General features: G+C 66.1%; 21 protein-coding genes. 15 read left to right on the top strand and 6 right to left on the bottom strand.

What is annotated here, in order from left to right; genetic code table 11:
- Nucleotides 1-119: 119 nt before the first annotated feature.
- Complete coding sequence (locus tag ACQ859_RS16415; RefSeq protein WP_431261842.1) at nt 120-752, bottom strand: hypothetical protein; 633 nt, start codon at nt 750-752, stop codon at nt 120-122.
- A 1127-nt stretch (nt 753-1879) separates the two neighbouring features.
- On the opposite strand from ACQ859_RS16415, the gene ACQ859_RS16420 reads away from it, so the two are divergent.
- A complete protein-coding gene (locus ACQ859_RS16420) occupies nt 1880-3118 on the top strand; it encodes a DUF1173 family protein (RefSeq protein WP_431261843.1) in 1239 nt (412 codons plus the stop codon).
- A gap of 60 nt (nt 3119-3178) precedes the next feature.
- On the opposite strand, the gene ACQ859_RS16425 is transcribed toward ACQ859_RS16420, so the two are convergent.
- Nucleotides 3179-3424 (bottom strand): helix-turn-helix domain-containing protein, encoded by a 246-nt coding sequence (locus ACQ859_RS16425; protein WP_431261844.1) that lies wholly within the window; start codon nt 3422-3424, stop codon nt 3179-3181.
- 169 nt (nt 3425-3593) lie between these two features.
- Nucleotides 3594-3839, bottom strand: a complete 246-nt coding sequence (locus ACQ859_RS16430; RefSeq protein WP_431261845.1) for a helix-turn-helix domain-containing protein — start codon at nt 3837-3839, stop codon at nt 3594-3596.
- A 190-nt stretch (nt 3840-4029) separates the two neighbouring features.
- Here ACQ859_RS16430 and ACQ859_RS16435 point away from each other — a divergent pair, with 190 nt between their 5' ends.
- The 8 genes from ACQ859_RS16435 (at nt 4030) to ACQ859_RS16470 (ending at nt 12537) form a co-directional block, all read left to right on the top strand.
- The gene (locus ACQ859_RS16435; RefSeq protein WP_431261846.1) at nt 4030-4509 is read left to right on the top strand and encodes an RNA polymerase sigma factor; all 480 of its coding nucleotides are present in this window, start codon (nt 4030-4032) and stop codon (nt 4507-4509) included.
- 313 nt (nt 4510-4822) lie between these two features.
- A complete protein-coding gene (locus ACQ859_RS16440; RefSeq protein WP_431266575.1) occupies nt 4823-5446 on the top strand; it encodes a FecR family protein in 624 nt (207 codons plus the stop codon).
- A 478-nt stretch (nt 5447-5924) separates the two neighbouring features.
- Nucleotides 5925-8060, top strand: a complete 2136-nt coding sequence (locus tag ACQ859_RS16445) for a type VI secretion system Vgr family protein (RefSeq protein ID WP_431261847.1) — start codon at nt 5925-5927, stop codon at nt 8058-8060.
- Nucleotides 8061-8072: 12 nt separating this feature from the next.
- Nucleotides 8073-9545 carry a DUF2169 domain-containing protein gene (locus tag ACQ859_RS16450; protein ID WP_431261848.1) on the top strand — a complete coding sequence of 491 codons (1473 nt, stop codon included), beginning with the start codon at nt 8073-8075 and terminating at the stop codon, nt 9543-9545.
- A complete protein-coding gene (locus ACQ859_RS16455; RefSeq protein ID WP_431261849.1) occupies nt 9538-10155 on the top strand; it encodes a DUF4150 domain-containing protein in 618 nt (205 codons plus the stop codon). The genes ACQ859_RS16450 and ACQ859_RS16455 overlap by 8 nt, the downstream gene beginning before the upstream one ends.
- Nucleotides 10152-11000: a hypothetical protein gene (locus ACQ859_RS16460; RefSeq protein WP_431261850.1), complete on the top strand. Its 849-nt coding sequence runs from the start codon at nt 10152-10154 to the stop codon at nt 10998-11000. Before ACQ859_RS16455 ends, ACQ859_RS16460 begins: the two co-directional genes overlap by 4 nt.
- Nucleotides 10997-11983 carry a hypothetical protein gene (locus ACQ859_RS16465; protein ID WP_431261851.1) on the top strand — a complete coding sequence of 329 codons (987 nt, stop codon included), beginning with the start codon at nt 10997-10999 and terminating at the stop codon, nt 11981-11983. Before ACQ859_RS16460 ends, ACQ859_RS16465 begins: the two co-directional genes overlap by 4 nt.
- Before the next feature lie 173 nt (nt 11984-12156).
- Nucleotides 12157-12537 (top strand): hypothetical protein, encoded by a 381-nt coding sequence (locus ACQ859_RS16470; RefSeq protein ID WP_431261852.1) that lies wholly within the window; start codon nt 12157-12159, stop codon nt 12535-12537.
- Between the two features lie 104 nt (nt 12538-12641).
- Here the strand turns inward: ACQ859_RS16470 and ACQ859_RS16475 are convergent, their stop codons facing one another.
- Entirely contained in the window at nt 12642-13826 is a 1185-nt protein-coding gene (locus ACQ859_RS16475) for a hypothetical protein (RefSeq protein WP_431261853.1), read from the bottom strand.
- 31 nt (nt 13827-13857) lie between these two features.
- Nucleotides 13858-14856 carry a toll/interleukin-1 receptor domain-containing protein gene (locus ACQ859_RS16480; RefSeq protein WP_431261854.1) on the bottom strand — a complete coding sequence of 333 codons (999 nt, stop codon included), beginning with the start codon at nt 14854-14856 and terminating at the stop codon, nt 13858-13860.
- Nucleotides 14857-15415: 559 nt separating this feature from the next.
- Between ACQ859_RS16480 and ACQ859_RS16485 the strand changes: the two genes are divergently transcribed.
- From ACQ859_RS16485 to ACQ859_RS16505, 5 genes are all read left to right on the top strand, one after another.
- Nucleotides 15416-15904 (top strand): RNA polymerase sigma factor, encoded by a 489-nt coding sequence (locus ACQ859_RS16485; protein ID WP_431261855.1) that lies wholly within the window; start codon nt 15416-15418, stop codon nt 15902-15904.
- Nucleotides 15905-15906: 2 nt separating this feature from the next.
- Nucleotides 15907-17139 (top strand): FecR family protein, encoded by a 1233-nt coding sequence (locus tag ACQ859_RS16490; protein ID WP_431261856.1) that lies wholly within the window; start codon nt 15907-15909, stop codon nt 17137-17139.
- Between the two features lie 74 nt (nt 17140-17213).
- The gene (locus ACQ859_RS16495) at nt 17214-18041 is read left to right on the top strand and encodes a hypothetical protein (protein WP_431261857.1); all 828 of its coding nucleotides are present in this window, start codon (nt 17214-17216) and stop codon (nt 18039-18041) included.
- Nucleotides 18035-18442: a TonB-dependent receptor plug domain-containing protein gene (locus ACQ859_RS16500; protein ID WP_431261858.1), complete on the top strand. Its 408-nt coding sequence runs from the start codon at nt 18035-18037 to the stop codon at nt 18440-18442. The genes ACQ859_RS16495 and ACQ859_RS16500 overlap by 7 nt, the downstream gene beginning before the upstream one ends.
- Nucleotides 18439-20382 (top strand): TonB-dependent receptor domain-containing protein, encoded by a 1944-nt coding sequence (locus tag ACQ859_RS16505; protein WP_431261859.1) that lies wholly within the window; start codon nt 18439-18441, stop codon nt 20380-20382. Before ACQ859_RS16500 ends, ACQ859_RS16505 begins: the two co-directional genes overlap by 4 nt.
- Nucleotides 20383-20765: 383 nt before the next feature.
- Here ACQ859_RS16505 and ACQ859_RS16510 read toward each other — a convergent pair whose 3' ends face one another.
- Nucleotides 20766-21110 carry a hypothetical protein gene (locus ACQ859_RS16510; protein WP_431261860.1) on the bottom strand — a complete coding sequence of 115 codons (345 nt, stop codon included), beginning with the start codon at nt 21108-21110 and terminating at the stop codon, nt 20766-20768.
- Between ACQ859_RS16510 and ACQ859_RS16515 the strand changes: the two genes are divergently transcribed.
- Nucleotides 21088-22470, top strand: coding sequence for a hypothetical protein (locus ACQ859_RS16515; RefSeq protein WP_431261861.1), 1383 nt, complete (start codon nt 21088-21090; stop codon nt 22468-22470). The two genes, ACQ859_RS16510 and ACQ859_RS16515, sit on opposite strands and share 23 nt — an antisense overlap.
- Nucleotides 22471-22544: the final 74 nt, after the last annotated feature.

A 22544-nucleotide genomic window follows, 5' to 3' on the forward strand; every position in this document is an offset into this window, starting at 1 on the left:
GTGATTCGACAGCGCCGACCGCCGGCTGATACTTCCTCGCTCGCGGCCGATCGGCCGGACTCGGTTTGTTCGCCGCACACGGCCTGCCATCAGCCGCCCTTCGACCGGGTCCTCGGTCTTTAAATCGCACGGAAGTTGGGCTGTGCGGAGCGACGGGTCGAATCGCCCGAGCCCGCCGGCAAGGCGACGGGCTGGGCGTTCGACACGCTCACCGGCTGGAACCGTCGACAGGCGGGAGATGGCCAGTCGGTGGGACGCCCCCGAGGGGGCACCTCACGTGAACTGGCTTCTTGCCGGTCTGCAGCTTTGCGGGCCCGAATGCGCAGAGACGGGTCGCCTTCTTCCACCGTGTCCTCATCCAGTTCGCGCCGGAAGAGACCATCGTCTGGCTCCATGTCGCCGCCGGGCAGGCAGGCGAGCAGCAGTTGCCCGCCGTGGCGCGCGCTGCGCCACAAGGCCTGCGGTGCAGCGACGAACACGGCCGCGAACGACGCGCGTACCAACCGTCCGACCCGCCGGTTGCGGGCCTCGCGGTTCTTGTGAAGTCGGATGCAGCGCTGGCACGACAGGCACAGGCCCAGGTGCCGTCGCCGCAGCGACTCGTCTCGGTCAAGCTCGTTGAGGATCTCCAGCGCCAACGTTGCGTCGCGTCGCGCCTGCGGGTAGAAGCGGTCCCAGGTCAGCTCCTCCTGCCGCTCCACGCTCTTGTTGCGGCGGCGCGGCGCGGCCAGCACTTCTCTTTCCATGCTCATGACTCACCTCCATGGTGAAACTCCGGGGGGGCGCAGGCCCGCCGCGTCACTGCGTGATCGTGGTTGAGCGTTGCGCGCTGATTGACGGCGGCGGGGAAGATCCCGTCGCCACGCGTTCCGCGCTTCGCGCGGTGGAACTCCAAGTCGCCCATGGCGAGCCTGTCGGCCGGCAAGCCTGTTGGCCGGGGCAAGAGCTTCATAGTTCAGCGGATGCCGCCAGGGGAGGCGGCAACGTCGACCTTCTTGCGGGTTGCATGCCGCATCAGTGGGCTGAGACCATGACGAGCGCTGAACCCGGGTTGTCGGTGCCGCGCTGGCGTGGCGCGCCGGGCGTACCAGGCTCGGTGGTCCTGGTGCTTGTCATCAGGCGGCAAGGCGCGTGAGCGTTTCGTCCCACCTTGTTCAAGGTCTTCCGGTGGCCGGAGCCGCCGAGCAGCACGCAGAGCGCGTGCGTTGTCTCCAACTTCGACATGGTGTCTCCCGATGAAAAGTGGAGACACCGCTTCCCCGGCGGGGAACTGGTTCCCCGTTGGGTGGCTGGACCTGTGAGGTCCAGTGCGAACTGGCACGTTGTGAACGTGCGCCGTGGCTTCGATCCGTTGGACCGTGTCTGTGATTCGAGAAGAGGACGGGGCCGTGGAACGCGAGACGCGAGGCTCCGTGCTGCCTGTGGCGTCGCCCGAGCGAGCGATACCGGGCGTTCTATTGCCGCGTCGGCGGCGGAAGGAACGTCTGCCAACCAGGTGGGCCTGACTATTGTCGTGGGCGGAGATACGGCCGCTCCAGAGATCCAGGGCGAGTGACGGTCGCGGCGCCAGCCAGGCTGGACTTCAGCGGCCCGGTGACAGGCCACGAGAAGGCTGTGTGGACGCGATGCCCACGGGGAGCGCCGTCACTATGCGCCTGTCGTGTCGAGGCGTTCCGTGCCGGTGCGCGTCCGACACTGATGGCAGCCGAAGCCGTGGGACACCCATCGGATTCGGGGTGGTGCGTCGGGAGTGCCGCGTCCACGCCGCGAGGGCTGCGCGGAGGGTGAGGGCAGTGGGCGCGAGATGGGTGGTCGATCGCGCGGATTCAGGCTGGTCGCGGCGGCCCGGTGGGGCGACCCTGGTGCCAGGAGGCGCGCCATGAGCATTCAGCGATTCGAGGTGGGGGCAAGGATCGTGTTCGCTGACGACGCGGCCTTGCAGCATGTGCTCGCGGGTGTGTATGAGTCGCCTGATCGTCCGCGGTGTCTGTGCTGCGAGGGCGGCGTGGAAATGTACGTCGCGCGGCATCGCCAGTTCGTCCTCAAGCGCATGCCCGGATCAGGTGCGCGGCATCATCCCGAGTGCCCGTCCTACGAGCCCGATGAGCGGCTCTCCGGGCTGGGCGAACTGGTGGGCGACGCAGTGCTCGAGCCCAATCCCGGCTGCTTCGAGCTCCGGGTCAATTTTCCGTGGACGCGCGTGGCGGGGAAGGGGGTCCCGCGGGGCGAGGCCGAGGAGACCGCGGAGGTGATGGTCGCGAGGCGCCGCATGAGTCTGCGGGCGCTCATGCACTTTCTCTTCCATACGGCGGGATTTGATCGGTGGTCGCCCGCGATGGAGGGCAAGCGCAACCAGGCGGTGCTGCACAAATACCTGATGGAGGCCGCCGAGGGCATGACCGTGCGTGGCATAGGCCTCGCCGAGCGGCTGTATGTGCCCGAGGCGTTCTCGGAGGCGGGACGGGAAGAGGCGGCAAGGCGGAGGCGTGCGAAGCTGGCCGTGCTGCATCCTCGCGACGGCCAGAGCCCGCTGGCGCTCGTGATCGGTGAGTTCAAGGGGTGCGAGGCCTCAGCGCTTGGGCGGCGGATCTGGATCAAGCACGCGCCGGACGCGCCGCTGCTGGTGGCCTCGCGCACGTGGGAGCGCATCGAACGGAGCTTCGGGGCGCTGCTGGAGGCGCGTCACGCGGACACCGGCCAGCGCGTGCGAGTGGTCATGGCGGCACTCATCCGGGCGCGGCGGGAGCACACCTACGAGGTGGACACCGCCAGTCTGATGCTCGCGAGTGAACATTGGATCCCGCTGGAGGGCGTTCATGAGCTGGCGCTGGTCAATGCGCTTGTCCAGCAGCGCCGGCGTTTCGTCAAGCCGCTGCGCTATGACGCGCGCACGGCGGCTGCTTTCCCGAACGTGCTACTCCTTGACGCCGGGCCGCGGCCGGTGCCGCTTCATGTCTTGAGTCCGTTCTTGGCGGGGAAAGAGCGAGAGTGCAAGATGCGGGTGTTCCGCGATGATCCGGGGGTCTGGCGTTGCACTTATGAGGACGCGATGCCGCCGTTGCCAGCTACGGTCGAACAAGGGCAAGGAACTCGGTTCGCCGCGCCACTCGCAAGATAGAAAAGGCAGTGCTGTGATCCCTCGGGTCGCAAAACAGATTGCGCGCTGCGGCAAGCGCGATCAAAGCTCAGCTTGTGCGATCAATGCGCTGAGACTGACACCAAGGGCTTCCGCGATCTGAGCAGCGAGAACCAGACCGATATTCTGTCCTCCGCGCTCCACGCTGCTCATGTACGAGCGGTCAATGCCTGCTTCGTGGGCCAGCGTTTCCTGCGAAAGTCCCTGCGCAAGCCGCTGCTCCCGCACTGCTGCGCCGAAGGCAACAAGCTGCGGTGATTTGGAGTAGCGAGGAGATGGGCGAGGCACCCCGCAATGGTTCTATCTTGACTTTGATAGAACCACGGACGATCATCCTCATTTGCCGATGAGGCAGTCGTATGTCCCACGTTGCCTTCGCACCTTGTCGCGGCGGGCCGTGGCCATCAATCGGGCGGGCGATTGGCCTGTGGTCAGGTCGCCGCCGATCCCTTGAGATTCACAGTCCCGCTTCGCTCAAGAGCTCGGAGAGCCTCATCCCCAGTGCAGAGGCGATTTGAGACGAATGGACTAGCCCGATGTTCTGCTCACCGCGCTCGACGCTACTCAGGTAGGAACGGTCGATTCCTGCGTCATGCGCCAAATCCTCTTGAGTTGCGCCGGCCGCCACCCGCGAATTTCGAACGGCCACTCCAAAGGCCACCAGCTGGGGTGCTTTCGAATGGCGTGGGGAGGGCTTTGGCACGAAGCCATCGTTTCCTCTTGACGCTCATAACACCACGGACGATCATCCTCATAACTATCATGAGTTGTGAGATGGCAAATCGAGAGGCTGCGGGATATAGCACTCGTGAAACGGACATTTCGTCGTCGGGATGGTCGGAGCAGTTCGATCGGCGTGAGCGGCCGTTCAGGGGCGAAGGGGCGGTGCGTTCATGATCAGCGACTGGACTCAAGTCTTCGCCCGTGTCCGGTCCGCTCTGATGCGCCGCGGGCGCTCGGAACAAGATGCCGACGATTTCGTGCAGGAGGCGTGGGTGCGGCTGGCTTGCTACCAAAGCACGCAGGCGGTAGAGCAGCCCGAGGCGTTCCTTATGCGGGCGGCGTTGAACCTGTCGATCGACGCCCATCGTGCGAGGGTGAACCACGGGGATGAGGTGGTCCTGGAGGATGTGGTGCTGATCGATACCACCCCGGGGACGGAGGCCATCGTGCTGGCGCGGGAGCGACTGGCGCGGTTGAGCGAATGCGTGAGTCGCTTAACTCCGAAGACTCGGGTGATCTTTCTTGCGTATCGGGTGGACGGGCGGACCTACCAGGACATCGCGCTCGATCATGGCTTGAGCATCAGCACCGTGGAAAAACATGTGGCCAAGGCGACGCTGCAGCTCACGACCTGGATGGAGGGGTGGTGATGTCTAGCGTGGTGCAGGTGTTTGTCGCGTGGTTCTGAAGTCGGACGCAACTTCTGCAGGAAAAGTGCGGCCGGAGATCGCCGCCGAGGCCGCCGTCTGGGTGGCGCGTCTCCATGGCCCCTCACGAACGGCGCGGATGGAGCAGGAGTGTCTGCAGTGGCAGGCACGTTCCGCGGAGCACCGGTGGGCCTTTGAACGCTGCACGGAGACCTGGCAGGAGGTCGGAGGGCTCACGCTGGCTGCGTTTGCGGGTGCTTTTCCGGATGGCACAGACCTTTCGGCGCGGGAAGCCGCACGGGGTATGAAGCGGCGCATGAACCGACGCATGTGGGCTGTGGCGGCAGCCGGCGGTGTTGCCCTGCTGTGCGGCGGATTTCTCCTCACGGATCCCGAGCGTTATGAAACCGGAGTCGGGGAGCGACGCACCGTCGTGCTGAAGGACGGGTCGCGCATATCGCTCAACACGGCCAGTCGCATTCATGTCCGCTGGACACCGAGTCGCCGGATCGTCGAGCTGGAGACCGGGGAAGCCTTGTTTGAGGTAGCGAAGGATCCACGTCGTCCTTTTGTGGCCGTGGCCGATGGCGTTGAAGTGCGTGCGATCGGGACCAGCTTCGTCGTTCGATCAGATGCCGGTGCAGCCGGGCGTGATGAAGCATCGGGAGATACCTCGGTGACGCTGATCGAGGGCAAGGTCGTTGTGACCAAGGTCAGCGGAAAGAACGAGCGTGTGTCGCCGGTGTCGCCGATGTCGCCGATGTCGTCGGTGATGGCGGTCGAGATGTTGCCGGGTGAACGTCTGCGCATCGCGTTGGCCCCTCGCCTGAAATCGGCCGCAGTGGCCAAGGACCGACCGCGGATGGATCAGGTGACGGCGTGGCAGCGGGGGAGGCGGTCTTCGACCGCGCGACGCTCAAGGAGGCCGTGGCTGAGATGAATCGATACAGCCCGATGCGTCTTGCGCTGGCGGAGGAGGGGGTCTGGCGCAGCTGAGGATCAGCGGTGTGTACCGCACGGGCGACAACGCGAGTTTCGCGAGGGCTGTAGCCGAGCTCAACGGTCTTCGCATTGTCGAGCACGTGGATCGAATCGAGATCCTTGGTGGCACGAACGTGACGCGACCGCCATTGGATCGTTGATTTTCTGACTTGGCCAGAAGTGGAGGGTAGGTAACTTTTCCTGCAGTCGCCAACGGGCGGCGCGGGACCTGTCCGGATTTTTGCGTGCCTGTGGCCCACGGTTTCAGGGCGTCGCGCGCATGCCGGCCGACGCGCAGCCTCCGGGGTCGGTGGATCACTCTCTGTTACGGTGCTTCCTTGAGGGCGTCGCTCCCAGACGTCGGGAGTGACTTTGGACCGTTGTGGTGACTACGGGTGAACCCTAGCCTGCGGGGTGTCGACCTGACCCCTGGTGCCATGGCCTCACCTTTCCGCCTCAAGACCGCCTTGCCTGACGAGACCCTGCGCGTGCACACCTGTGTATCGCGGGAGGGTCTGAGCGACGCCGGAGACACCACGCTGACGCTGTTGAGCGAGCGCAAGGACATCCTGGCGTCGGATCTGCTGGGCAAGCCCGCGACGCTGACGATCGCGTTGCGAGACGACGCACCGCGTTACCTCAGCGGTTACGTGACGCGCTTTGCGCAGCGCGGCTTCGAGGGCAAGCACTGCGTGTACGAGATGCAGCTCAAGCCCTGGCTGTGGCTGCTGTCGCGCACCTCGGACTGCCGGATCTTCCAGGAGCTGTCGGTCCCCGACATCGTCAAGCAGGTCTTCGAGGACCACCCGGTCGCGCGCTACGAGTTCAAGCTGCTGCGTCCGTACCGGACCTGGAACTACTGCGTCCAGTACCGCGAGACCGACTTCAACTTCGTGGCGCGACTGCTGGAGCACGAAGGCATCTACTGGTACGTCGAGCACGACGAGGCCGGCCACAAGGTGGTGCTGTGCGACTCGGCCAGCGGGCACGATGCACGCCCGGGCTGTGAGTCGCTGCCGTTCTACGGGTCGGGCGCGCAGGCCACGCCGGCGCTCGAATATGTGCAGGCCTGGGGCAGCGCCGAGTGCGTGAAGCCGGGCAAGGTCGTGATCACGGACTACGACTTCCAGCGGCCGTCGACGTCGCTGGAAACGAACCAGAGCGTGGCGCGCAACTACGACCTGTCGGACGGCGAGATCTTTGACTACCCGGGCGGCTACATCCAGACGGGCGACGGCTCGCAGTACGTCGAGGACCGGCTGGACGAGCTGCAGACGCAGTTCCAGACGTATGACGGCACGACGAACGCGCAGGGCGTGAGCACGGGGCACCTGCTGTCGCTGTCGCGCCATCCGCGCGAGAGCGAGAACGCGCAGTACCTGGTCACGGGCACGCAGATCAGCCTGAGCCAGGCGGCCAGCGAAGCGGGGTCGGGCGAGACGGGGCTGCGCTGCAGCTTCAGCTGCATCCCGGCGGCGCAGCAGTACCGGCCGGCGCGTCGCACCCCGAAGCCGTTGGTGGCGGGTCCGCAGACGGCCATCGTGAGCGGTCCGGCGGGCGAGGAGATCCACACCGACAAGTTCGGGCGGGTGAAGGTGCAGTTCCACTGGGACCGGCGCGGCAAGAGCGACGAGCGCAGCTCGTGCTGGGTCAGCGTCGCGCATCCGTGGGCGGGCTCGAACTTCGGCGGCATTCACATCCCGCGCATCGGGCAGGAAGTGATCATCGGGTTCATCGAAGGGGACCCGGACGCGCCCATCATCATGGGGCGGACGTACAACGGCGAGAACCTGCCGCCGTGGGACTTGCCGGCCAACGCGACGCAGAGCGGCTTCCTGACGCGCTCGACCAAGGGCGGCAGCTACGGCAACGCCAACGCGATCCGGTTCGAGGACAAGCACGGCGACGAGCAGCTGTGGATCCACGCGGAGAAGAACCAGGACATCGAGGTCGAGAACGACGAGACGCACTGGGTCGGGCGGGATCGGACCAAGACGATCGACCGGCATGAGACGACGCTGGTCAAGGGCAACCGTACCGAGACGGTGAACCTGGACGAGACGATAACGGTGCACAAGAACCGCACCGAGACGGTGGATCTGGACGAGACCATCACCATCCACAAGAACCGTACCGAGCGTGTGGACCTCGACGAGAAGATCTCGATCGGGATGAACCGCAGCGAGGACGTGGGCGTGAACGAGACGATTTCGATCGGATCGAACCGCTCGGTGACGGTTGGCGGCATGAAAACCGAGACCATCGCCTTGGCCAAGGCCGAGACGATCGGGCTGGGCAAGGCGCTGACCATCGGCGCGGCCTACCAGACCACGGTCGCCGGGCTGATGAACACGAGCGTGGGCCTGCAACAGAGCGAGCAGGTCGGCATGAGCAAGAGCACGACGGTCGCGAAGGACTACTCGATTGACGCCGGGGACGAATTCAAGATCACCGTCGGCAAGTCCAGCCTGGTCATGAAATCGGACGGCACGGTGCTGATCAACGGGACCAAATTCAACTTCTCTGCCAGTGGCCCCGTGGTCATCAAAGGCAAGGATGTGGATATCAACTGAACGCCGCGACACATGGAGTTCAGAAACCACAGCCCGTTCCCCGCGGTGGCATTCGGGGGCGTGGACACGCTCGGACAGGATTTCCACGTTATCGTGCTGCGACAGACGCTGACCTGGGCGGACGACGGCGTCCTTCGCATCGCCGACGTCCAGACGCCCCTTTGCGAGGTGGACGAATTCTTCGATGCGCCGCAGGGCGGCAGTCCGCGCTACGAGTCCGACTTCTGTCCCTACAAGCCGAAGTGCGATGTGCTGTTGAACGGCACCGCCTACCCGCCGGCGAGCACAAGCGGTCCGCTTCACGGGTTCGAGGCGATGCTGGCCGTCCGTCGCCCCGATCGACCTGCGCCTTTGCCTGAGCGTCCCACCGGGCTCAACCCCACCATGCCCGCCTCTCGCGAGGCTCTGGCGCGTTGGGAGGCGGACGTGCGTCATGCGCGCGCGCATCCCATCGCCGGGGAACGACTCATCGACAAGCGCCTGATGGTGCGCGCACGTGGGCATTTCCAACGGTTCCAGGGCGACGCGGGGAACGGCCGGTCCTGGCAGCTGGTGCGCGCGTCGGCGTCGGAGGCCACATCCGTGCGGCTCGAAGCGGCCTTTGGCGGCGAGTGCCGGATCGATGCGTCCGACGCTGCGGCGGCCCACGTGGCGCCGCGCCATCGACTGACGGAAGTGCAGCGCCGCGAGCACCCGGACGGTCAGGCCGACCCGGCTAGCCTGCGCGGCCCGGGTGTCCCGAGTGGCCCGGGGGCACCGCTGGCCCATGAGGCCCTGTCCGCGAACACGTGGGGAGCAGGGTTTGTCACGCCCTGGTTCCTTCGAGCGACGGACGCGACGCGGGTTCCGGCTCCCCGACTTGAGTTCCGGGATCGACCCCTGACGGCGCAGCTGTTTGACGATCTGCTGGCGGGTCGCGCCGATGCCGCCGCGGTCGGTATCGCGACATTCGGAGTCCGCCCCAAATGCTCTCCGGAGCGGGTGGCGCTAGCGGGAACCATCGACGAGGCGTTCATCAAGGGTGAGGCGCCGCTGCCCCCCGACCATGATTTCGCCGTCTGGCAGGCCGCCTGGCCGGATCAGCAGGTCGACGCGCTGGCGGGCAACGAGGAGATCGCGCTCGTGAATCTGCAGCCACCGGGCGAGCCGTGGGAGCGCATGGACGGCCAAGGCAACCGGGTCCTTCACTTGAAGCTGCCGGGGCACACCGCCCATGTGACGCTGAGGCTGCGCTCGGGCGAGGTGTTCGTGCATCCGATGAGGCTGGATACCGTCGCCATCGACACCGACCAGCGCAGCGTGATCTGCGTCTGGAGAGCCGTGCTCGACAAGCGAGACGACATCCAGATTCGCGTCGCCGAAGTGGGAACCATGGACGCGCAACGCAACGCCCGCTTCAACCGCGAGCGCGATGCCTACCTGACGCTGCTGGACATTCATGCCGCGACGCAGGCACAGCCGACTGAGGTGGGCAGCGATGGCTGACAGGCTTGGCGCACGCAAGGACGACAGCTTCAAGGCGGTGTCCACCGCCCCTTCGTTCAACAAGACTCCGGTCGGGGCCAGCACGCCGCCTCTGCCTTATCCCACCGTCCAGGACCTGGCGAACGCCTTGGGGCCGGTGGCGTCGGTGCGACTCAACGGTCGGCCGACCTATGTGCTGGACCAGACGACGCAGCCGAGCTGCAAGGGAGACAACGCCGGGGTGGCCAAGGGCGTGAAGAGCGGCACCCTGAACGGCGAGGTCAAGCCGACGCAGGGGTCCACGACGGCTCGCGTCGGTGGGCACGCGGTCATCCGCGACGGCGACCCCTGCACGATGAACGGCGGGAACAACCCCGGGCTCTACGTCACCGTGCCGGCCGTCTCGGCCACGGCGCCCGCATCGGCCGGGCGCTCGACCCCTTCGGCCAAGCCAGAGACCGACGAGGAGTCGAGCTTCTTTGATCGCGCTGCGAAGAGGCTCAAGGAGGCCGGGCAGTACTACAAGGACAACGTGTCCGAGTCGGTACACAGCTTCGCCGATGGGGCGATGACGTCGGGGGAAAGATCGCTGCCGCGGGCGGCGCGGCGTCGGCGGTCGGGGGCGGCATGATGCTGACCGGCATCGGCGCGGGGCCAGGTGCGGTCGTTGCAGCGGGCGGGGGCGTGGCCTCGGCGATCGGCGGCGGCGTGGCGGGCGTCGGCGGTATTGCCGAGTCCGTGGCCACCGGTGTCGATGTCGCTGCAGAGTTCGCTACCACGGGGGCTCTGCCCAATCTGTCCGCCGCCGGCACCGCATTCCTTCAACGGATGGTGACGAACAGGCTGGAGCAACTGACCAGCTTCGCTCCGAACCGGAAGCGCAAGCGTGACGACAAGAAGGAGCCCCCGAAATCGGGCAACGGCAGCAACGGATTCAAGGTCGAAGGAGAAGGCGAGGGCGGATGCGGCGTCAAGGCCTTCAAGGATCAGACCTGCCCGAAAGGCCAGCAGGCGCACCACATTGTTCCCGACTACGCGCTTCGTTATGGGAACCGCGCCGACGGGGCCAAGGGGATCAACCGGATCCCTGGGATGCCCTCTTTGGACGATGGGCCCAGCATCTGCCTCACCGGCGGAAGCAAGGTCAAAAGCTCCGAGCACAACAAGGCCCATGAGGGGACGGATCCCCAGATCGCAGCACTGGGGGATCGGAAGGACAAGGGGCCGCTCGGTGTGGCCCCTATCGGCGACATCATCGAGATCTCCATCGATGAGGTGGGGAAGGTCAAACCGCACTGCCAGGCGGAGATCAAGAAGAAGGTCGATGACGCATTCTCGGGTGTCGATCGCAAGGCCTACGGTCGCACCACGCAGAATCCGCCGCCGAAAGACTCGGAGGCACATTCGACGCTGAGCAGTCAAACTGCGAAGGACAAGAACATGCAACGCGATCATTTCGGGAAGACGAAAAAGTGACGAAATCAGCCCCAGTCGAATTCATCAATGCCGTCGCATTGGATGGAGAAAGCATCTACATCAGTGGCTCCCTCGATGCACTGCCCGCCTATTCGGCCCATGTGCGGCTGTTCCTTTACGACGAGCTGGTCGATCCCGTCTGGCGACACCACGACGTCGACTGGTGGTCGATCGCCACGGCCGTTTTCGTCGAGTCGGACGAAGCGCCGTGGGCGCTCAGTTGCCTTTCCAACGAAGGGCAGGTGGAGTACATCAGGTCCAGCGGAGACCCGATCGTTGAGTCGATCCCGGGTGCGGGCGTCCACAGGTCGGGCGCCGTGCGTTGGGGCTACATGAGCAATCTGAAGCAGATCGGCGACCATCTCTATGCCTGTGGGGGCGCGGGGCAGGTGTACAAGCGGCTGGGCAAGGACCACTGGGTGCACATGGACGAAGGGGTGCTTCAGGCGCCGGACGTCGATGACCGGCTCTTGCCCAGCGCCATCGATGGGCCACACGAGGAGGCGATCTATCTGGTGGGGGCCCTGGCCGAATCCGGTTATCCGCCGCGGGTTCACTTCTGGAACGGCAAGACCTGGCGGCAGCTGGAACTGCCGGAAGTCGCAGAGCGCCTGACCTGCATCTATGTCGAAACAGAAACCCGGATCTGGCTGGCCGGCGCGAACGGCACGCTGCTCCTAGGCAACGCGGAGGACGGCTTCGTCAGTTTGAGCTCGGTGGATGACAACCAGCTCTTCCTCGGCGTGTGCGAGTACTTCGGCAAGGTCTACCTGCCTTCCAATCTCGGACTGTTCGTGTACGACGTCGACAATCCGCAGGCTGGCATCCAGGAAGTGGTGACCGGCCTGACGCCTGAACTCCAGGACGCGCGCATCATCGATCGGGCGAGCGGTGTGTTGTGGTCCGTCGGCGGGAAGGACATCGCGAAGTTCGATGGCAAGGTGTGGACGCGCATCCAGCACCCGGACAACGACCCCATCTGACAGCGAACAAGGCGTAGACCATGGCAGTACTCTCTCCACCCTTGAGCTTCGCGGACGAACTCTGTCGGCGTGTGAATCGACGGGGCGTCGGTCGCTGGTTGGAGGAGTTGGGTCGTCGGACGGGCAGGGAGCCGCGGCAGGTCCTGCCGGTGCCCCCGGTAGGCAGGCACCTGATGTCGCTGCCTGAGCATGGGCTCTACCTGGTACTGCGCCATCCGCATGCCGGCGATGTCGAGCACGGCGATCCTGACCGCTGGCTGATCACCGACGTGCTGTTCGATGTCGCGGGTGCCCATGGCGCGCCGTGGCGCCAGGACTTGCCTTTCGGGTTGGATGCGCGACTTGAAACGCCTGCGTCTGCGCAGGAGCGCCTCGATGCCAACAGCTTGGGGCTCGGCGAGGGGGCGCTGCGCGTCGGGGATTACCGGCAGAGCTTCGTGCTGAAGGAGGGGCTCGTGCTGGAGATTACTTGGCTCGAGCAGTTCAAGGGCCTCGCCCAGGCCACCGTCGTCAGACTGGGGGCGGAGCTTCTGGATCCGGTCGAGACGCAATGAATGCGTCTGGCCTATCGCCAACATGAAGGGTGTACCGTGAGGGTTGGTGGTGGACGCTTACGATGCCTCAGGGATGGGTGGGCAGCTCGAATTCCAACGATCCATTAGTTGGGCTCGCGCTTGAACTGGACTACGTGCGCCAGCTCCTTCAGTGGCTCGTCCAGCGCCATTACCTTCGCCAGCGCGTCGACACCTGCGCTGAATGTCCACAAATGGGCATCGTTGACGACGTAGCGAATCCGTACGGATCGATCAGGAAAGAGCTGCGCGATGCTCGCGACGAACTGCGAGCAGTGAATAGGGCGCACGAGATCTTCGCCTGGCGCGGTGTCCTCGATGATCGCGTCCACTTCCGTCTCGGTCAGATCCAGCTTGCTAAGGCGGAATCCCTGCGAGGCGAATGAAGCGGCCAGTGACGCGGTGTCGTTGTATGGATGTGGCTTCGCAGGCGGCAAGTGACTTTTAAGCCGATCGAGGTGGTTGAAATGCGTGAGTGCCCGGGATGTCTTCAGCGCTCCCAGGCGCCAGACGACGCTGCGAGCCAGATCCAAGAGCTCAGGCCGTGCAAGGCTCGCCTGCTTTTGAGGGGAGCCCTTCCCGTACCGAACAACAACCGTGTTGTTGGCGCATGAGAAGGAATGATGCTGCGCGATGTTCCGCCATTGATTGATGCGGATGCCCCAGGGCGGTGGCGTGAGCAAGCTCGTGTTGGCCAAGCTCTTGTCAATCAACTCGCATACGTGACCGAAGTCAGCTCGCGATACTGAGTCGAGGTCGACGGGAACTCCGGAGCCAATCGCCAAAAGGCAATGCAACTCCTTCAGATATAGCTGCAAGTTCGACTCGATCAGCGTGCCCAGCGTTCTAAACAGTTCGAAGGCCGCCTCTTCAAGCGATAGATCGTCTTTCGACACCTCAAAGGATACAAGGAGACCGAAGCTCTGCTGCGCCTCCAGGATTGCGGCTTCAAAGTAGCCGGCTGCTTCAAAGGCCCTCGTTTCGTCCGCAGCGATGGCGGCCTCACGTATGGCGAGGCACTTCTTGAAGAGGCTCAGTCGCTCAGGCGAGGACAAGAGCCTTGCGACCGATATCGCCTCTCCGGCCAAAACCGACACTGCATGCTTGACCAGTACGTCTTGGTCTCGGACGTAGGGTCCAAGAAGCAAGATGATTGTGTCTTTCACCGCGGCCGGGTCGGCTCCAAGGCCGTAGAGCGCGGTGAAAGGTTCGAACTTGGCGACTGCCTGAAGATACTGCTGTCGCATGCGATCGCTGGCGTGAGAGTTCATCGACCTCCGAGGTACCCGTCCCGATTCGGGCTTAAGGTTTTTCGTCGCGCTCTGCTTCGTCGCCATCTGCGCCCGCGCCGCTTCTGCCTCGTCGAGCTTCCATGCGAAGCAATAGATGCTCAAGCATTGGCGGTAGGTCCATGGCCAGCATGTACGCTTCCTTGTTACCCAACAACTCTTCCACGAACGGGCCACGGCGAGTCATTTTTACGGTGCGACGCAGACGTTCGATGGCTCTCTGAGCTGCCTTTGTGTCCCCAGATCGAAGGTCGCGATATGCCTCAAGAAGAAGTTCATAGACCCATGGCAGATCGTCGCGCACCATACTTCCGAAAAGCAGTAACGCCACTGGATCGTCACCGTCTTCTGAACTCATGTGAAGCAGGTCTTCCAGCATCATTGGATGCATAGGGCGACGGCGACGTTTGGGGCGGAAGTCTGTGTCGGTCAAGCTTTCATCCAGCTTTGAAAACCGACCTTCTAGGCCTCGAACGGTCGTGACCATTTCCTCAAGGATCTCAGTCTGAGGTCTCGAGTGCTTCTCGCCTGGTGCTTGCTCCGGGATGACTGCGATCCGTTGCTCGATGTCGGACCATAGGCCCGCGAATCGATCTCTGACCCGATCTTCCGGCTCGGGCGCAGGCGAGGATTGATTGATCGACTGGACGATCTCCGACAGGCCAGGTTTGCCGAGCTTCTTCGCTTGAAATTGCGCTAGAGGTCCACTTATCGAACTGAATTCCAAGCCCAGCAGCAGGGGGATGACCTTGCCGCCCTGTAGCGACTTGGCAAGAGCTCCGGCCTCGAAAAGGATCCAGGGTGCCGCCACGTTTTCAGGTGTGACGCAGATGATCCCAAAGTTCGAGGACTCCAGTTCCTTTGACACCTCCAGGGCCCATCGATCGCCTGCGGAAATGTCCGCCTGCGAGAGCCACGGCTGGACGTTCGGCAGCACGAGCGGTAGCCAATGATGCAGTGCTTGGGCGAGCTGTTGGCTCCGTGCGCCGCTCCAACTGACGAAAATCCTCATCGCTATCCTCCCGGTGGCTGCTTATAAGTTCTTGCAGACTTCTCCGCGTCATCGTCGCACCGATTTCGCACCGTTCGTCCCCCGCACTTGCAGGATCGGGGCTGGACGCGGGTTCAATCTCCCCAAACCCCTCACACACTTCGATGCTTGTCTTAACGGGTCCCCGCTCGCAAGTGAGCCTCAGTTGCTCGCGTCAGGCCTGCGGGCTACTGGTGCTTCTTCGACTGCGGACGGTGGACTTCAGCCAGCAGAACCAAGCCGAGAATCTTGGTGTAGTTGGCAACTCGTCCCGCCTTCAGAAGATATTTACGCTGCGCCACGCGCCGACTGCAGCGCGGGGCGCCGCTACCAGCCTTCGGAGCAGCCGCCTTGATAACTCAGGCGTGCGTTTACTCGCCTCAATCGTAAAAGCCTTCGTCAAAGGAATAACGTCGCCAACGTTCGGTCGTTCGCTGCGATGATCCTCAGCGCGAAGCGCTGGCCTCTCATCGACCTTGAGTGTGTTTTTCGCTGGTTCAGCGAAGATGCCCGGCCGCACTTTCGTTGGAGGTGCTGCGCCATGAACAGGAACTGGCTACCGGTTTTCTCTCGCGTCAGGGCCGCGCTGATGCGGCGAGGGCGCTCGAGCCACGATGCGGACGATCTGGTCCAGGAGGCGTGGATCCGTCTGGCGAGTTATGCGCAGCGCCAGACGGTGCTGGAGCCTGAAGCGTTTCTGATGCGCGCCGCGCTCAATCTCTCGATCGATGATTACCGCAGCGGGCGCAGTCGCTGTGAGCAGGTCATGCTGGATGACGTGGAGGAGAAGGATCTTGTGGACACGACGCCGACAGTTGAGACGACCTTGCTGGCCCGCGAGCGCGTGGCTCACCTCATTCAAAGCCTGGCGGGGCTGGGAGAAAAGACACAGCGCATCTTTTTGGCCAACCGCATTGACGGCCTGACCTACAACGAGATCGCGCGGGCGCAGAAGCTGAGCGTGGGAGCCATCGAGAAGCACATCGCCAAGGCGACGCTGCACCTCACGCGCGACATGGAGGGATGGTGATCATGAACGGCTCCGTTCCCCCGCGAGGCGAGCGTGCTGGCCGCGCTGGCGCGGATCTTCGGACCGGTAGCGACTCGGGGTGGCCGTCATCGGGTTCTGCCGCACCGACGCCCGAGGTCGCGGCGGAAGCGGCCGTCTGGATCGCGCGGCTGCACGGTCCGGATCGCTCGGTGCAGATGGAGCGCGAATGTCTGGCCTGGCAGGCGCGCTCGGACATGCACCGCCTCGCGTTTGAGCGATGCACCGAGGTGTGGGAAGCCGTGCCCGGCTTGAGCTTGGCGGATGCCTATTCAGCCGCATCGCGCGTTCAGTCGGAAGTGGAGTTGCATGGTCTGGCGGACGATCAGTATCTGGATCGGGACGGCACGCGGGGTAGGGTGGGTGATCCGGGCCGGTGGGTCTGGGGCGGGATGGCGCTGGGTTTGTTTGCCCTCGGGGCGCTGAGCGTGTTTGCGGTGATGAACGCGGGCAGCGACACGCCGCACTACGCCACCGGGGTCGGCGAGCAGCGCAGTGTTGTGCTCGCGGACGGCTCGCGCCTGAGCCTCAACACCAGCACGCAGGTGGACGTGTCCTTGACGCCCGAGCGTCGGACCGTGCGCATCGTCAGTGGCGAGGCATTCTTCGAGGTCGCCAAGGACGCGAGCCGCCCGTTTGTCGTGCAGGCGCTGGGCAGCGAAGTGGTCGCGCTCGGCACCGCTTTCGCGGTGCGGCTGTCCGAGCCGGGCGCGTCGGCGCGGGGCCTCGCCGTGACGCTGATCGAGGGTCGCGTCAACGTGCGGGCGGGGAAAGCCTCCTCCGAGGAAGCGGCGGTGGCACCGCCCAAGGAATTGACGCTGGTGCCGGGCGAGCGCGTCAGGCTGGTGAAGGGGGACGCGGAGGCGGCGAAGGGGAAGGGGAAGGGGAAGGGGGCTGAGCGTTCGCCCGCCGGTTTTTCGTCCGTGGGCGCGCCCGCCGCGGTGACGCTGGATCGTCCGCGCATCGACCAGGTGACCGCCTGGAAGCGCAGCGAAGTGGTGTTCGACGACGTCTCGCTGCCGGAGGCCGTGACCGAGATGAACCGCTACAACCGTGAGCCGATCGTGCTGGTCGGCGACGCGGCCTTGTCGCGTCTGCGGGTGAGCGGCTCCTACCGCGCGGGGGACAGCGACGGCTTCGCACATGCGGCCGCCGCGCTCCACGGACTGCTCATGCGAAGGGTGGACGGACGTTTCGAACTGCTGCGCCCGCAGTAGGAGAACCCCCAGCGTAATTGCGCCGAACGACGTCGTCATCTGGTCTGCCACCTCGGCAATGGAGAGAGACGACGATGACAAAACACATGATTCAGGCGTCACGCAGGCGCCCACACCTGCCCGCCAGCGCCGCCGTGACGGCGCTTGTCCTGATGTTCGGCATGACCTGCGAGACCGCGTGGGCGGCGGAGCCGACACCGCCGGCGCGGTACCGCATCGATCAACCGGCCCAGCCGCTCGGGGACTCCCTGCGCGCGATCGCCGCGAAGACCGGCGTGTCCGTGCTCTTCGATCCGGTGGCCGTGGGTGATCGCCGGTCCCGCCCGGTCAGCGGTCAGCTCTCGGCCGCGGAGGCGATCGCCCAGGCGGTGCAGGGTTCGGGCCTGCAGGCCATCGTGATGCCCGACGGGTCCATCGTCGTGCGCGGCGCGTCGCCCTCTGACGGGTCAGCCTCCCGTCCCCTCAGCGCGGCCGACTCGGCGGGAGAGGCGGGAGCGTCCGGTGGGACGGTTTCGGCTTCGGCGGCGGCGGGAGGAGAGGGCGCGTCCGCCGGAGCCTCGCGCGGCGCACAGATTGCGGCCGATCCGGCGAATGGAGGGAGCAAAGGCGCGGGTGACAGTGCATCCGATGACGGGACCCCTGGCGGGGCCGAAGCCGTCACGTCGCTCTCGCGCGTGGAGGTGACCGGTTCGCGGCTCAAGCGCATCGACGCCGACGGGCCAACGCCGGTGAACGTCTACACCAAGGCCGACATCGACCGGAGCGGGCAGCCCTCGCTGGAGCGTTTCATCAGCAGCCTCAACGAGGCCTCGGTGAGTCCGGGGGAGGGGGGCTGGGCTCCACCACGGGGCAGGGTTCGGTTCAGCTGCGCGGGCTGCCGCTGGGCTCCACGCTGGTGTTGATCAACGGGCGTCGCGTCCAGGCGGTGGGTTCCTCCTCGGGCAACTTCTTCAACCTGAACCTCATCCCCATGGCGGCGGTGGAGCGCGTGGAGATCGTGCCGGTGGGCTCGTCGGCCGTGTACGGCGGGGATGCGCTGGCGGGCGTGGTCAACATCATCCTGAAGAAGTCGGTGGAGGGCGTCGTGCTGGACGCGCATGCGACCACTGGCGCCGGGACCGGCGACCGCGCCGTGTCGCTGGCCACGGGAGGGCGAGATCAGGCGGGCTCCTACCTCGTGCTCGGGGCCTACAGCAAGACCGAGCCGCTCAGCATGTCCGAACGCGGTTTTTTCGGGACGCGGACTACCGGCGTTTCGGTGGCGCCGACACGCGCTCGCGCTCCTGCTCGCCGGGCACGGTGAGCAGTGCGACGGGCGCGAACTTGCCCGGCCTGAACTCCTCGTTCGCCGGCTTGCCGGTGCTGGGGGAGGGCGTGGTGCCCACGGTCGGCAGCTTCGCGGCGACCGCGGGTCAGGCGAACCTGTGCAACAGCGCGGCCAACGGGCACGGCACGGCGCTCGTGCACGGCAGCGAGAACTTCGCGTTGCACGCGGCGGGCGAGCGCCAGTTCGGCGCAAACTGGTCCCTCTTCGGCGAGGTGACGCTGGCCCGGGACCGGTTGCGGGCCGAGCAGAGCGGGCTGTTGCTCAGCAACGTGCTAGTACCGGCCAGCAACCCCTACAACCCCTTTGGCGAAGCGGTGCGCGTCACCACCCGGTTGGGCGCGGTCAACGGCGCGGAGACCTTCTCGCGCGACACCGACTTCAAGCGGCTACTGGTCGGGGCTCGTGCGGAGCTGGGCGCGGGGTGGGACGCGGAAGCCTCGGTGTCGACCACGCGCGACGACGGCGACCGTGTGTTCGCGAACACCCTCGTGAACAGCGCCGCCCGCACGGCGGCGCTGGCGGCTGCATCACCTGGAGCTGCGCTCAATCCCTTCACCAACGGCCGCGCGGCCAGTGACGAGGTATTGCGCGCGATTTGGACGGACTCCCTGCGCGACAACCATGGACGCAAGGACCAGTTCAGCGCTTTCGTGCGCGGCCCCGTGCTGACGCTGCCCACCGGCCCGGTGGATCTCATCGCGGGCGCCGAAGGCGCGCGGGATCGGTATCTGAGCATCACGCCGGGCACCTACAACATCGGCGGCAGCCGGACCAACAGCGCTGTCTATGGCGAGGCGCGGGTGCCGTTGTGGCGTACGGGGGCGGAGCGTCGCAGCGGCGCGGACAGCAGCGTGGACAGCGGCGTGGACAGCGGCATGGGCGGTGGCATGGGCAGCGGCCCCAGCCGCGACGCCGCGGTCCTCACGCTGGCCGCGCGTCGCGACCACTACAGCGACTTCGGCAGCGCGGGCACGTATCAGGCGGGGCTGGAAGTGCGTCCCACTCGCACGACGCTCTTGCGCGCTTCCACGGCGACCTCGTTCAAGCCGCCCACGCTGCTGCAGACGCACATCAACGACGAGACCTTCACCACCGACGACTTCGGCTTGGTCGATCCCGCGCGCGGCAACGCGCCCATCGTCGGCGGGGAGGTGCTGCGCACGGCCAATGCCGCGCTGGGGCCAGAGAAGGGCCGGGCGTATTCGCTGGGCGCGGTGTGGGAGCCGGAGTGGGCCGGCGGCACGCGGATGGCGCTGACGGCGTGGCGGGTGAAGATCAACGGGCTGATCTCGCTGCCGTGGCCGCAGGTGTTCCTGGACAACGAGGCGCTGTTCCCCGGGCTCGTCGTCCGCGGAGCGAGCGTGGGCGGGCTGCCGGGTGAAGTCACGCGGGTGCTGGCCACCGAGGTCAACTTCGGCGGCGTGGACACTGCGGGCGCGGACATGGAGCTCACGCACGCGTGGCGGGCGGCCGGGGCCAAATGGACGATGTCGGCCAGCGCCACGCGCACGACCCGCTACGAGGTCGTCGTCGCCCCCAACGCGCCAGTCGAGGATCGCCTGGCGCGGCGAGCCACCGACTTCTGGTCGCCGAAGTGGAAGGGGCGTGTCTTCGCGGGGGTGGACAAGGGCAGCTGGAGCCTGGGCCTCACGGCGCGTTACCTGGGAGCCTATCGCGACATGGCGCCCAGCGAGCGAAGCCTGGGCAACCGCTGGGTGTATGACCTGGCCGCGACGCTGGACCTGCGACGCGCCGGGTTGCGGCTGCCGGGCGTGAAGTCGGCGCAGGTGGGGGTGTCCGTCGTGAACCTGGGCAACCAGCTGCCCGAGTTCGTCGCGGCGTCCCCGTACTACGACCTCACGCAGGCGGACTGGCGCGGCCGCTACGCCAACCTGCACGTGTCCGTGAACTGGTAGCGCGAGCGCGCTGACGGGCGTTCGGCGCTCGTCACCGGCGCTCGGTGATCGCCTCGCGCTGATCGCTTGTTCCCGGGCCTCTGCCGCCAGCATTGGCGTCTTGCGCAGTAGCTTGGCTCGCGGTCTCGTCTTCGCGTCAGGCCGCGCGGATACAGCGGTTCGGATAAAGCGATTCGATCTCGCAGCACCGCATCGGTTGCGCGCTGATGGCGCCGCGGTAAGCAACTGCACCCGGCGCCATCCAGCGCCATCCAGCGGTAGGCAGCGGTAGGCAGCGGTAGACAGCGGCACTCAGCCACGCTCAGTGACATCAGGCCCAAGGGCCTGCCTTTCAACCTCAACATTTGTTGCCAGGGTTTCGCCTTGGCATGGACCATGCTGTCTCAATCTTTTCCCTTCACCACGCCGCGTCGATGGCGCGCCATCGTTGCACCCAACGCTGCGACTGCAGTGAATGCCCCGGCGGACGCCTCCACGCCAACAGCATCGACCGCATCAACCGGGTCCACCGCATCTACCGCGGCGTCCGCGTCGTCCGCGTCGCCCGCGTCGTCAGGGTCGCTTGGCCCCAATGTTTCGTTGGCGTCGCGGTCCGCGATGCTGCGAACGGGCGGGCGACTCGTCGCGGCGGTTGGACTCGTCGTTGCCGCAGCGGTCGTCGGCTTTTGCGCGCCCGCTGTCGCCGTCGCAGGCACCGGGCCCAGCGTGCGCGAGGTCATCGAGTTCACCCGCATCATCCAGCCGGTCTTGCTCGACGACCAGACCTTGCGCACCCAGCGCTCCCCCGACGGTCAGCGCGCGTTCATCGTCACGCGGCGGGCGGACGTGGCGACCGACACCAACCGCTTCGAGGTGCTGCTGCTGGACGTGAGCGATCAGCGGCTGGCCAGCCGCGCGCCGCCCGCGCCGATGCCGCTGCTGTCCGTGCTGGCGCAGCGCGACGAGAACGACGCCACACCGGCCGTGATGGACGTGCGCTGGTCGGGCAACGGCACGCTGCTGCTGCGCGCGCGTATCCACGATCAGCCGTACCAGGCCTATCAGCTCGATGTGGCGACGCACCGGCTGACCCAGCTCACCTTTGCCCCGCACGGGGTGCTGGCGTTCGACGCCGCCAGCGACCGGCGGCGCCTGGTGTACCTCTCGCCGGTGCCCAACCCGCCGATGCCCCCGGGCGGGCAGAGCATCGTGGTCGGCACCAACTCGTTCTGGACCGTGCACTTCGGCCAGCACCGGTTCGGCAACCAGCAGCGGCGCTATCAGTTCTTCGTGACCGCGGCGGGCGCGCGCCGGGGTGCGATGCCGCTGGGCGAGCCTTTCGCGGAGGCCAACCTGGGCGTGCCGGCGGCCAGCATTTCGCCGGACGGCCGCTGGGCGCTCGTGCCGCGCTTCGAGGCGCATCGCCAGCTGCTGTGGTCGCGGCACTACCCGTATGTGGCCGATGTGATGGCGACCTATGGCGCGTCGCTCACGATGGATCCGCTGAGTTATTTCTCGCGCCCCTCGAGCTATGTGACGCGGCGCGTGGTGGCCTATCGCCTCTCCGACCGCCAGGAATTCATGGTGCTGGATGCGCCCGACGACGCCAAGCAGGACACCCAGGCGCGCGCGCCTGGCCTGTGGCAGGACGGCGGGCGCTCGGTGGTGATCGCGGGCACTTTCCTCGCGCGGCGGCCCGCCGTGGTGGTGCAGGACGCCGCCTCGCACGTGATCGAGTTCTGGCCGGACACGGGCATGTGGCGCGACGTGGCGACGCTCCAGACCCGGGCGAAGGCCGCGTATGCGGTCACGCCGGCGGTGGGCGAACCGGGGGGTTTGTCGTGGTCGACGGCGATCGCCCGCGGCGCTTCATGCGGGTGGCGAGGCAGGGCTGGCGCGAGATCGAGGCGGGGCAGGCCACGGCGACGCCGATGGCTCGAAGCAGCGGGACGGGCAGGGCCGTCCGGACAGCTGACGCGGCGGGGAAAGCCGGAGGCGCTATTTACGGTGGGCGCGAGCATGGGCGCTCGGCGCAAGGCGCCTCATCGGGTGCCTCGTCAGGCGCCTCATCAGGCGCATCCTGGGAGCTCCGCGTGCAGCAGGCCTTGAACGAGCCCCCCGACATCGTCGCGGTACGGACGGGGCCGGGGGAACGCGGCGAGGCAGTCGGTGACGGTGACGGT

This window comes from Roseateles chitinivorans, assembly GCF_050632235.1.
Lineage (GTDB): Bacteria > Pseudomonadota > Gammaproteobacteria > Burkholderiales > Burkholderiaceae_C > Roseateles > Roseateles chitinivorans_A.

What these genes read in the sequence shown, in the direction of transcription:
- ACQ859_RS16475 (WP_431261853.1), bottom strand. Translation starts at nt 13,826, where the DNA reads ATGAACTCTCACGCCAGCGATCGCATGCGACAGCAGTATCTTCAGGCA.
- ACQ859_RS16485 (WP_431261855.1), top strand. Translation starts at nt 15,416, where the DNA reads ATGAACAGGAACTGGCTACCGGTTTTCTCTCGCGTCAGGGCCGCGCTG.
- ACQ859_RS16490 (WP_431261856.1), top strand. Translation starts at nt 15,907, where the DNA reads ATGAACGGCTCCGTTCCCCCGCGAGGCGAGCGTGCTGGCCGCGCTGGC.
- ACQ859_RS16455 (WP_431261849.1), top strand. Translation starts at nt 9,538, where the DNA reads ATGGCTGACAGGCTTGGCGCACGCAAGGACGACAGCTTCAAGGCGGTG.
- ACQ859_RS16445 (WP_431261847.1), top strand. Translation starts at nt 5,925, where the DNA reads ATGGCCTCACCTTTCCGCCTCAAGACCGCCTTGCCTGACGAGACCCTG.
- ACQ859_RS16450 (WP_431261848.1), top strand. Translation starts at nt 8,073, where the DNA reads ATGGAGTTCAGAAACCACAGCCCGTTCCCCGCGGTGGCATTCGGGGGC.
- ACQ859_RS16480 (WP_431261854.1), bottom strand. Translation starts at nt 14,856, where the DNA reads ATGAGGATTTTCGTCAGTTGGAGCGGCGCACGGAGCCAACAGCTCGCC.
- ACQ859_RS16435 (WP_431261846.1), top strand. Translation starts at nt 4,030, where the DNA reads ATGATCAGCGACTGGACTCAAGTCTTCGCCCGTGTCCGGTCCGCTCTG.
- ACQ859_RS16440 (WP_431266575.1), top strand. Translation starts at nt 4,823, where the DNA reads ATGAACCGACGCATGTGGGCTGTGGCGGCAGCCGGCGGTGTTGCCCTG.
- ACQ859_RS16495 (WP_431261857.1), top strand. Translation starts at nt 17,214, where the DNA reads ATGACAAAACACATGATTCAGGCGTCACGCAGGCGCCCACACCTGCCC.
- ACQ859_RS16420 (WP_431261843.1), top strand. Translation starts at nt 1,880, where the DNA reads ATGAGCATTCAGCGATTCGAGGTGGGGGCAAGGATCGTGTTCGCTGAC.
- ACQ859_RS16470 (WP_431261852.1), top strand. Translation starts at nt 12,157, where the DNA reads ATGTCGCTGCCTGAGCATGGGCTCTACCTGGTACTGCGCCATCCGCAT.
- ACQ859_RS16460 (WP_431261850.1), top strand. Translation starts at nt 10,152, where the DNA reads ATGATGCTGACCGGCATCGGCGCGGGGCCAGGTGCGGTCGTTGCAGCG.
- ACQ859_RS16415 (WP_431261842.1), bottom strand. Translation starts at nt 752, where the DNA reads ATGAGCATGGAAAGAGAAGTGCTGGCCGCGCCGCGCCGCCGCAACAAG.